This window comes from Arthrobacter sp. JCM 19049 (assembly GCF_001310435.1).
In genome coordinates this window covers 1-8,409 of the sequence record NZ_BAXF01000069.1, presented here as the reverse complement: position 1 = coordinate 8,409, position 8,409 = coordinate 1, and the positions used below count along the sequence as shown (strand labels likewise).

The following is an 8,409-nucleotide window of genomic DNA, read 5'->3' as shown; positions in this document are numbered from 1 at the left end:
CGTAGCTCCGGAGGCCAGCAGCGCGGCGACCCGGTCTCCGGTGGCCCAGCGTTCCACGTCGGGGCCCAGCGCCTCGATGGTGCCGGCCACCTCCAGGCCCGGGATGTCGCTGGCGCCTGGGGGCGGCGGGTAAACCCCGATCCGCTGCTGCACATCGGCACGATTCAGGCCAAAGGCGGCGACCTTGATCAGCACTTCCCCGGCCCCCGGCACCGGTTTGCGGCGTTCGACTTTCTCCAGAACTTCCGGTCCCCCGGGCTGTGAGTAAATGTAGGCCTGCATGGTGTGGGACATAGTCAACGATTCCTTTCAGGTCTTGCCGATAGCGTATACTCGTTCCGGTTGGATGGTTGTCCGAGCGGCCGAAGGAGCTGGTCTTGAAAACCAGTGTGCGGTAACCCCGTACCAAGAGTTCGAATCTCTTACCATCCGCACAGGGAAAAACCCCTTGCCTTCCTTCTTACATGGAATGGCAAGGGGTTTTTGTGTTCCCACGCCCGGGCCGGGCGTGGGCAGCGCCGCCGGCGGCACAAGACCGGGATTGGGTGCTAGTCGTAGTCCGGGCCGGCACCCACGCCGACTTCGGCGCCTGCTGCGAGCGCCGCAGTGACAGGTGGGAGATCCCCAGCCCGCTCAGGCGTGCCAGCTCGTTGACCACCAGGTGCGCATCTCCCAGCGTGCGCGCCGCCGGGTCTTCCACATCCCCGGACTGCGCGGCAATCGCGGTCCCCCACTGCACGGAGGACAGCTGCAGCCCCAGCACGAAGATGCCGCGGTGCACGGTGCCGTCACCGGCCACCAGCCGGTAGGGCTCACCGACCACGTCGAAGCCCGACCCGGGGATCAGTTCCCCATCCGCGTTCTGCCAGCGGAAGGCCCGGGCCACCCGGTCCCCCAGCAGCTGTCGCATCAACCGGGTGTTGTTCTGCAACACGCGGTTGGCTGGCATCATCGATTCGCACAACAGCCGGGCGGTGTACCCCTCGCTATCCACCAGGGGGATGAGACGGTGAATTCCCCGGCGAGCGCATCGAATTCAAACCGCGGTTCTGGTCCAGCGAAGGACACGAGTCCAGCACGGGAAAGCGCCAACAGCTGTTCGATGCGTTCCAACGGAGGACCGGAGGCCATTCCCTCCACCAGCGGTTCGAAGCGTCCCTGGATTTCCTCGATCTTCGACTGCTGGTCTATCAAGCCCTGGGCGATCAGGTCCTTGACGACCATCCGTCCGGCGTTCATCGTCAGCACCGCCCAGGAGAGCGGGTCCTGCATGCCGCGCGCACTGCAGTGCGCGTTATGCCGCAGGTACTGGCGCACAGCCTGCTGGTAGTGCTCGTGCGAGGGGAAGCCGATCTCCTCAAAGGGGTGGGCCAGCCCCGGCACATCCAGCCACTGGATCATGGGGAAGCCGGTGATGAAGTCACGCAGCGCAGCCAACCACACCTGGGTCCCTCGTGGTGTTCGGCGTCCAGGATTTCGGCCACATGGGAGAGGAACTGCTCGGCCGGGATGGGCAGCTGCGCCTCGTGCTCCCGTGCACACTGACTGTAATAGGCCCAGAGGATGTCCCGATGCAGCAGCGGCCAGATGTCCCGGCTGAACACCAAAGTGGCCTCGGGGTTGTTTCCCCGGGCTTCGGCCACCTGCTGCATCAGCTCCTCCGCCTGCAGGTAATGCAGCGTGATGTCCTCGGGGATGAACCGATCCGTCAAGGGTTTGCCCCAGTAGGGGGTGCCGCGCCGGGAAGCGGCAACCAGTACCGGCTCCTTCCCGGAGGGCAGGTAGTCAAAGCGCTCGCCGGGTACCTGGGAAACCTCACGGAACTGCCCTCCGCGGCCGATCGTCAGTTCGGCCATGGCGTCGAAGAAGTTCAGGCCCATCCCACGCAGCAGTGCGGGCTTGCCGGCGGAGAACTTCGAGTAGTCCACATCCAGCGGGATGCTCGGGCCAATATAGGTGGCCCCGGCCTGTTGGGCCTGCTCTGCCAGCACCTTCTGCTGCGGGTTCAGGTCCGCTGCCTGGTGCCCCAGGGCCAGCACCACCGCATCGGCCCGCAACTCGTGCCGCTGGTCGCTCCCGGGGGTTTCATAGCTCACCCGGTAGGTGGCCTCGCGGGGATCCACCGCCACCACTTCACCGCGGATGAATTCGTAGTCAACATCCGGGTGCCCGGTGAGTACCGCCGCGCACCGGTCGTAGACATGCTCAAGATACCGGCCGTACAGGGCGCGGGTGGGGTAGGTCCCCGATGAGGTGTTCTGCAGTTCGGCTTGCTGCCCCTGGCTCAGGTTGGCACCGTCCCCATGGCGCTGCACGAACTGGGCAAAGCTGAGTCCCGGTTCGCTGTCCTGCCGGTCAGGGGCGACAGTGGGAAAGGAAGCGGGCGTATTCATCCAGAAATTGGGTGACTGGCTTGAGTCCCACACATGTCCAGAGCCTGGCCGGTAGGCATCAAGCACAATGACACGCAGTTGCACAGCCAGCCGGCCGGTGTTGGCCACCATGCTGGCAAGGCGCTCGACCGTGCTGGTGCCGCGGGGGCCGGCGCCAATAATGGCTACTGCGAACGTTGCTTTGGTGTCATCTCGTTGGGTACTCACCCTCCAAGATTATTCTGTTTCCGGCCTAGACTGGGCACATGGACCGAAGCGCAACCCAGCAACCGCCCGTTGATCACACCGAATCCCTTGACTGGCTTGAGGGAATCCATGACGAGAAGGCCCTTGAATGGGTCCGGAAACAGAACGCCGTCACCGAAGGCGAGCTCTATGACGCCAACTTCGAGGCCACCGCGCAACGGATCCAGCAGGTACTGGACGCCACCGACAAGATCCCCATGGTCACCAAGCGGGGCGAGTACTACTACAACTTCTGGCGGGACGCCGATCACCGCTTGGGCGTATGGCGGCGCACCGACTGGCAGTCCTACCGCAGCTCCGACCCCCGATGGCAGGTGTTGATCGACTTTGACGACTACGCGCGGAATCAGGAACAGGACTGGCATTTCGCCGGCGCACAGCTGCTGCGCCCCGGGGCGGGCGAGCCGTACCGACGCGCCTGATCCGGATGAGCCCCGATGGCGGGGACCAGGTGATGATCCGGGAATTCGACCTGGCATCCTTGGAGTTCGTGCCGGACGGATTTGAGCTGCCGGTGGCCAAGACCTCGGTCTCCTGTGGATGAGGACACCATCTTGGTGGCCAGCGCGACCAACGAACAGGATACGACCCGTTCCACCTACGCCCGCTGCACACGCCGGTTGAAGCGCGGACAGCAGCTGGCGGCGGCCGAGACCATTTTCGAAGTCGACGTGGAACACGTGGGCGGCTGGGCACATTTCGATTCGACACCGGGTTTTGAACGCATTGTCACCACCGACGCCATCGACTTCTACAACTCGGTGACCGGGGTGATTTGGGATGATACCCACCAGATCGTCAAGGTTCCCACCGATGTTCGGGTTCTGTTGCACCGCCAATGGGTGCTTTTCGCGCCACAGACCGACTGGAACCAGCAGGGCACGGTCGTACCGGCCGGAGCATTGGCCATCACCGAACTGTCCAGCTTCCTTGATTCCGGCGATCCGGGCACCCTGGTCTTCACCCCGGATGAGCACACCTCGCTTGAGTCCTTCTCCTTCACGGCAGGCCACCTGCTGATCACGCTCCTGCGGGATGTGGCCAGCGAAGTACAGGTTGTCGACCTGGATTCCGGGTTTGCGAGCAGTACCCTGCCGGTTCAGGGTGACTTCCTCTCCGTGTCGGTCAGCGCCGTGGATGACGAGGATGAGCAGGCCGGTGAGGACTACTGGATGACCGTCACCGGTTTCACCCAGCCCACCACCTTGCTGCGCGGACGAGTTGGCGAGCAGGCCGAGGCCATCAAGCGCTCACCGGAGCGCTTTGATTCCGCCGGATTGAGCGTGACCCAGCATTTCGCGGTATCCGCGGACGGCACCCGGGTGCCGTATTTCCAGGTCGCTGATGAGCAGTTGGTGCTGGACGGAAAGAACCCGGTACTGATGGACGGCTATGGAGGGTTCCAGGTCAGTCTCACCCCGGGCTACAGCCCGTCCCTGGGCACCGCATGGTTGAATCGCCGCACTGCGCAGGGACGCCGCGCCGTGTACGTGTTGACCAACATCCGTGGCGGGGGCGAGTACGGCCCGAAGTGGCACCGTGCGGCCTTGCAGCAGAACCGTCACCGCGCGTATGAAGACTTTGCGGCCATTGCCGAGGACTTGGTGGCACGAAAGGTCACCAGCCGTTCGCACCTTGCCGCGACCGGCCGTTCCAATGGCGGATTGCTCATGGGCAATATGATCACCGGGTACCCCCAGCTCTTCGGCGCCATCTCCTGCGGTGTTCCCCTGCTGGACATGAAGCGCTACACCCGGCTTTCGGCCGGCCACTCCTGGATAGCCGAGTACGGAGACCCGGAGATTCCGGAACAATGGGAATACGTGCGTACCTTCTCACCGCTGCACCGGCTGGATGATCAGCCGCATCCGGAGCAAGACTATCCGAAGTCCCTGATCTGGACGACGACGACCGATGACCGGGTTGGCCCGGTACAGGCACGCAAGATGGCAGCTCGCATGCTGGAGAAGGGGATCTCCTCCACGCGTTACCACGAGCCGGAAGACGGAGGTCATGCCGGTTCCACCGACAATGCGTCTACCGCCCGCATGTTGGCCACCAGCTACGAGTTCCTATGGCGTGCGATACAGTAGCGTGCGGCCGTTTTGTTTCCAGCCAGCAATTTCGATAAGCTTTATTTAGCTGGAAACAGCGGATGGACACGTGCCAGAGCGGCCGAATGGACTTCACTGCTAATGAAGGGTCGGGGTTAAACTCGACCGGGGGTTCAAATCCCCCCGTGTCCGCCAAAAACCCCCTAGTAAACTAGGGGGTTTTCGTTTGCCAAGATGCATTTCACAGATCCTGCGAGGTAGGTCTCAAGCCTCTGACAGGTTTGATTTTCCTAGTGCACGCTGGGCTGCAGCAGGCATTCACTCTCGTTCAGCTTTACCCGTCCGTTGAATGCGCTGCAGATCTATGACGATTTCCGCCGGTAAACAGCGGTGGGGCCGGAACCGACCCCTTGGTCGACTCCGGCCCCACCGGTTCAAAAGTTAATACTGGTTTACTTCAGGTCACGCTTCACGTCGTGTGCCGCGTCCTTGACCTCTTCGCCGGCCTTCTTGGCCTTGGCGCCGGCCTGGTCCTTCAGACCCTCGGCCTGCATGTCCTGGTTATCAGTCGCATCGCCGAGCTTTTCCTTGGCCTTGCCCGAGAGGTCCTGGGCCTGGTTCTTGATCTTATCTCCGAGTCCCATGTACTTCCCCTTTCCGTAGCGATCTCACACACCGTGCGGTGCGTTGATATGTACGACGCTAGTGAGGGCGCTATGGGCCTGCAACCGGAAATCGGTGACTCACATGAAACTCCAAGAAGATGTTCCAGAAGTTATCTGCCACCGTGAATGCGCGTCTATTCCTCACGCTTGACGAAGGAACGGAGCATGTTCTGGACTATGTCCGCGGGCAGTGAGGTGTGCTTGACGATGATGGAACTCATCTTTTCCAGGTCGGTGCGCGCGATCGCGTCAAAGAGCTCCTCGCGTTCTGATTCCGGCAGGTCCGCGGCGTCAAAGTAGACCGGGCCGTCCGGGCCCTGCCCCTCAAAACGGAAGTCGGCCACGTTCCGGTGCCCTCTCCGCCGGCCATCGGTGAAGTGGCGATCATACGCTCCAAATCCTCCACCGGAAGCATGGTGTGCTCGTGCAGGATCTGGGCTGCCCCGGCCGTATCGCCGTCGCGCAACATCGAGAAGAGCTGGTCGTACTCGTTCGGCGGCAGCTTCTCGCTGGAGAACTCATGCTGTTCGCCATCCACCTCGTAGGCCAGCTTGAAATGAGTGGAACTGGGGGTGCGATCCGATCCAAATTTTTCGTTCCATTCGGTGGGCACCACCCAAGTTTCATCATCGGGCAGCGACTGGATGTCCCCGGTATCCGCAGTGCGCGGCACCTCGATGCCCGCCCCGGTGTCATCACCCGGCAAATCAGCGGCGGGTTCCTTCGAACCCGGCAAGTCTTCGGCGTTTGCGTCCTGGTCGCTTCCATCCTTGGGGGCTTCAGCCACGGCCACGTCGCGCGCCGCCGGGGCAGATCCGAACTATCCTGGTGCGGTTCGGCATCCAGCTCCGGAATCGATGCGGGGCCACCGGCCTGCGGGTAGGCGTCAAGGCTGCGCACGGCGATCACGCATTCCTTTACGCTGGCTCCGGTCTTGGCACGGTACTTCTGCACCGCGGCCATGACATCCCCCTTGGCCAGGTCCCGGTAGATCGACTTGCGTGATTCCTCATCCAGCTTGGCCGCGGCGGCCTGGGCAGCTTCACGGCTAACCGACTGGGAGATCTGCTCCATATTGCGCTTGCGCACGGACTGCAGCCAGAAGAACCCCGCTACCAGGACAAAGATGACCACGACGAGCCAGATGAGGATTTCCATGCTTCCAGCGTACTTCCTTTCCCTGCCCGTTCACCCGGCTATGCCCAAAGTGAAAGGCAATACACCGGGAGCTCCCGCAATCAGCAAGGCACGGCCCGCCATCGCCAGTGACCAGCGCGAATCGCACAGGTCATCGACCAACAGCACCGGTCCCGGCGCCGAGGAGAGCAGGGCCTCCATGTCCGCGGGAATGTCAAAGGCATCGGCCACCTCGGCCACCCGGAACGCCGAGTTGCCTCCGGCTCCCCCCTCGGCCGGGGCGGTGCGGTACTGCAGCTGGCCCAGGTAGCGCAGCTGGCCCAGTTCGGCCAGGCGGTAGGCCAGGGAGCCAACCAGCTGGGGACGGGCCCGTGAGGGCATCGCCACCACGCCGACGGGCCGGGTCTGCCAGTCCCATTCGGCCAGCACCTTCACGCAGGCCTGCAGCAGGGCGTCATTGATTGGTGCGTCGGTGGGGTCGGCGAACAGTTGGCGCAGCCGGTTGCCCCAGCCCAGGTCGGTCAGCCTGGCCAGGGCCCGGCCCTCCTGGACCTGTTCGTCAACCGGGATCTTGCCCTTGAGCGAGTGCCCCAGCCGGTCCATCCCGGACGGGTAGGCCTTACGGGGTTCGATCGGCACCCCTACGCGGCCCAGGGCCGCCTGCGCGGAATCCTTCGCGTTGTCCGGGATGTGATCGTCATACCAGGGCCCGGCGCAGCGGTCGCACCGTCCGCACGGTTCGGACTGCGGGTCATCCAGGGTGCGGGTCAAGAACTCCATCCGGCAGCCGGTGGTGTTCTCATAGTCCTTCATCAGGTTCTGTTCATGCACCCGGCTCTGGGCGACCCGGCGGTAGCGTTCGGCGTCATAGGACCAGGGCATGTCGGTGCGCATCCAGCCGCCAGCCACCCTTTCCACCCCCCGTCCACGGCCAGTACCTTCAGCAGCAGCTCCAGCGGGGTGCGTCGCAGGTTTACGGCGCTTTCCAGGGCCAGCACACTCATGGGCCATCGGCCGCGGCCAGCGTGGAGAGCACCTGCCGGCCCGCTGTTCGTCGGGCATCGAGCTGGTGGCGAAGTACTCCCAGATCTCGGCGTCCTCCACCCCGGGCAGCAGCAGCACGTCCGCGTTGATGCTGCCGCGTCCGGCGCGGCCCACCTGCTGGTAGTAGGCCACCGGGGAACTGGGCGCGCCCACGTGGATCACGAAGCCCAGGTCCGGCTTGTCAAAGCCCATGCCCAGCGCGCTGGTGGCCACCAGCGCCTTGACCTGATTGGCCTTCAGCGCCGCCTCCAGCCGCTCGCGCTGCTCCAGGTCCGTGCGCCCGGTGTAGGCCGCGACCTCGTACCCGGCTTCGCGCAGCATCCGGGCAATGTCCTCGGCCGCCGAGACGGTGAGCGTGTAGATGATCCCTGAGCCCTGGAAGTCCTCAATGTGGCTCAGCAGCCAGGCCAGGCGCATGCGCGGGGAGGCGAGCTTGAGCACTCCAAGGCGCAGCGAATCGCGGGCCAGGGTCCCGCGCAGCGTAAACACCTCCTGACCGCCCACCGCCAGCTGCTCGGCCACGTCCTGCACCACGCGCGAGTTGGCGGTGGCGGTGGTGGCCAACACCGGCAGCCCCTGCGGCAGACGGGAAATCAGGTCCCGGATGCGACGGTAGTCCGGGCGGAAGTCATGCCCCCAGTCGGAGATGCAGTGCGCCTCGTCGATCACCAACAGGCCCATGCGCTGGATCAGCACCGGCAACTGGTGTTCACGGAAGGAGGGGTTGTTCAGCCGCTCCGGGGAGACCAGCAGCACGTCCAGCTCGTCACGCTGCAGCTGGTCCAGGATTTCACGCCATTCCAGGACGTTGGCCGAGTTGATCGCCGCGGCACGCACCCCGGCCCGCTCCGCGGCGGCGACCTGGTCGCG

At 64.1% G+C, this 8,409-nt stretch carries 10 protein-coding genes and 2 tRNA genes; 4 read left to right on the top strand and 8 right to left on the bottom strand.

The window, feature by feature from the left end; all coding sequences use genetic code 11:
- Nucleotides 1–282, bottom strand: a 282-nt coding sequence (locus tag JCM19049_RS05425) for an alcohol dehydrogenase catalytic domain-containing protein (protein ID WP_279402532.1), incomplete at its 3' end; no start/stop codon positions are given.
- 62 nt (nt 283–344) lie between these two features.
- On the opposite strand from JCM19049_RS05425, the gene JCM19049_RS05420 reads away from it, so the two are divergent.
- Nucleotides 345–432: transfer RNA gene (locus JCM19049_RS05420), tRNA-Ser, on the top strand.
- Nucleotides 433–460: 28 nt separating this feature from the next.
- Here JCM19049_RS05420 and JCM19049_RS05415 read toward each other — a convergent pair.
- The 3 genes from JCM19049_RS05415 to JCM19049_RS05405 are packed head-to-tail and all read right to left on the bottom strand — an operon-like array spanning nt 461 to nt 2,600.
- The gene (locus JCM19049_RS05415) at nt 461–994 is read right to left on the bottom strand and encodes a hypothetical protein (RefSeq protein WP_279402531.1); all 534 of its coding nucleotides are present in this window, start codon (nt 992–994) and stop codon (nt 461–463) included.
- Nucleotides 949–1,437: a hypothetical protein gene (locus JCM19049_RS05410; RefSeq protein WP_279402530.1), complete on the bottom strand. Its 489-nt coding sequence runs from the start codon at nt 1,435–1,437 to the stop codon at nt 949–951. The genes JCM19049_RS05415 and JCM19049_RS05410 overlap by 46 nt, the downstream gene beginning before the upstream one ends.
- Nucleotides 1,398–2,600 carry an FAD/NAD(P)-binding protein gene (locus JCM19049_RS05405; protein ID WP_054821053.1) on the bottom strand — a complete coding sequence of 401 codons (1,203 nt, stop codon included), beginning with the start codon at nt 2,598–2,600 and terminating at the stop codon, nt 1,398–1,400. Before JCM19049_RS05405 ends, JCM19049_RS05410 begins: the two co-directional genes overlap by 40 nt.
- Nucleotides 2,601–2,638: 38 nt before the next feature.
- Here JCM19049_RS05405 and JCM19049_RS18830 point away from each other — a divergent pair, with 38 nt between their 5' ends.
- The 3 genes from JCM19049_RS18830 (at nt 2,639) to JCM19049_RS05395 (ending at nt 4,888) form a co-directional block, all read left to right on the top strand.
- Nucleotides 2,639–3,061 (top strand): hypothetical protein, encoded by a 423-nt coding sequence (locus tag JCM19049_RS18830; RefSeq protein ID WP_279402529.1) that lies wholly within the window; start codon nt 2,639–2,641, stop codon nt 3,059–3,061.
- Nucleotides 3,062–3,196: 135 nt separating this feature from the next.
- Nucleotides 3,197–4,732 (top strand): prolyl oligopeptidase family serine peptidase, encoded by a 1,536-nt coding sequence (locus JCM19049_RS05400; protein ID WP_279402528.1) that lies wholly within the window; start codon nt 3,197–3,199, stop codon nt 4,730–4,732.
- Between the two features lie 64 nt (nt 4,733–4,796).
- Nucleotides 4,797–4,888: transfer RNA gene (locus JCM19049_RS05395), tRNA-Ser, on the top strand.
- A 257-nt stretch (nt 4,889–5,145) separates the two neighbouring features.
- Here JCM19049_RS05395 and JCM19049_RS05390 read toward each other — a convergent pair.
- From JCM19049_RS05390 to JCM19049_RS05380, 4 genes are all read right to left on the bottom strand, one after another.
- On the bottom strand, nt 5,146–5,337 hold the full coding sequence (locus JCM19049_RS05390; protein WP_054821052.1) for a CsbD family protein: 192 nt from the start codon (nt 5,335–5,337) through the stop codon (nt 5,146–5,148).
- Between the two features lie 155 nt (nt 5,338–5,492).
- Complete coding sequence (locus JCM19049_RS18825; protein WP_279402527.1) at nt 5,493–5,702, bottom strand: hypothetical protein; 210 nt, start codon at nt 5,700–5,702, stop codon at nt 5,493–5,495.
- A 40-nt stretch (nt 5,703–5,742) separates the two neighbouring features.
- Nucleotides 5,743–6,516 carry a hypothetical protein gene (locus tag JCM19049_RS18820; RefSeq protein WP_279402526.1) on the bottom strand — a complete coding sequence of 258 codons (774 nt, stop codon included), beginning with the start codon at nt 6,514–6,516 and terminating at the stop codon, nt 5,743–5,745.
- A gap of 30 nt (nt 6,517–6,546) precedes the next feature.
- A partial coding sequence (locus JCM19049_RS05380; protein WP_054821050.1) for an ATP-dependent DNA helicase RecQ occupies nt 6,547–8,409 on the bottom strand: 1,863 nt, incomplete at its 5' end.

Excerpts from the sequence above, each read along its gene's own strand:
- JCM19049_RS18830 (WP_279402529.1), top strand. The coding sequence starts at position 2,639 with ATGGACCGAAGCGCAACCCAGCAACCGCCCGTTGATCACACCGAATCC.
- JCM19049_RS05390 (WP_054821052.1), bottom strand. The coding sequence starts at position 5,337 with ATGGGACTCGGAGATAAGATCAAGAACCAGGCCCAGGACCTCTCGGGC.
- JCM19049_RS18820 (WP_279402526.1), bottom strand. The coding sequence starts at position 6,516 with ATGGAAATCCTCATCTGGCTCGTCGTGGTCATCTTTGTCCTGGTAGCG.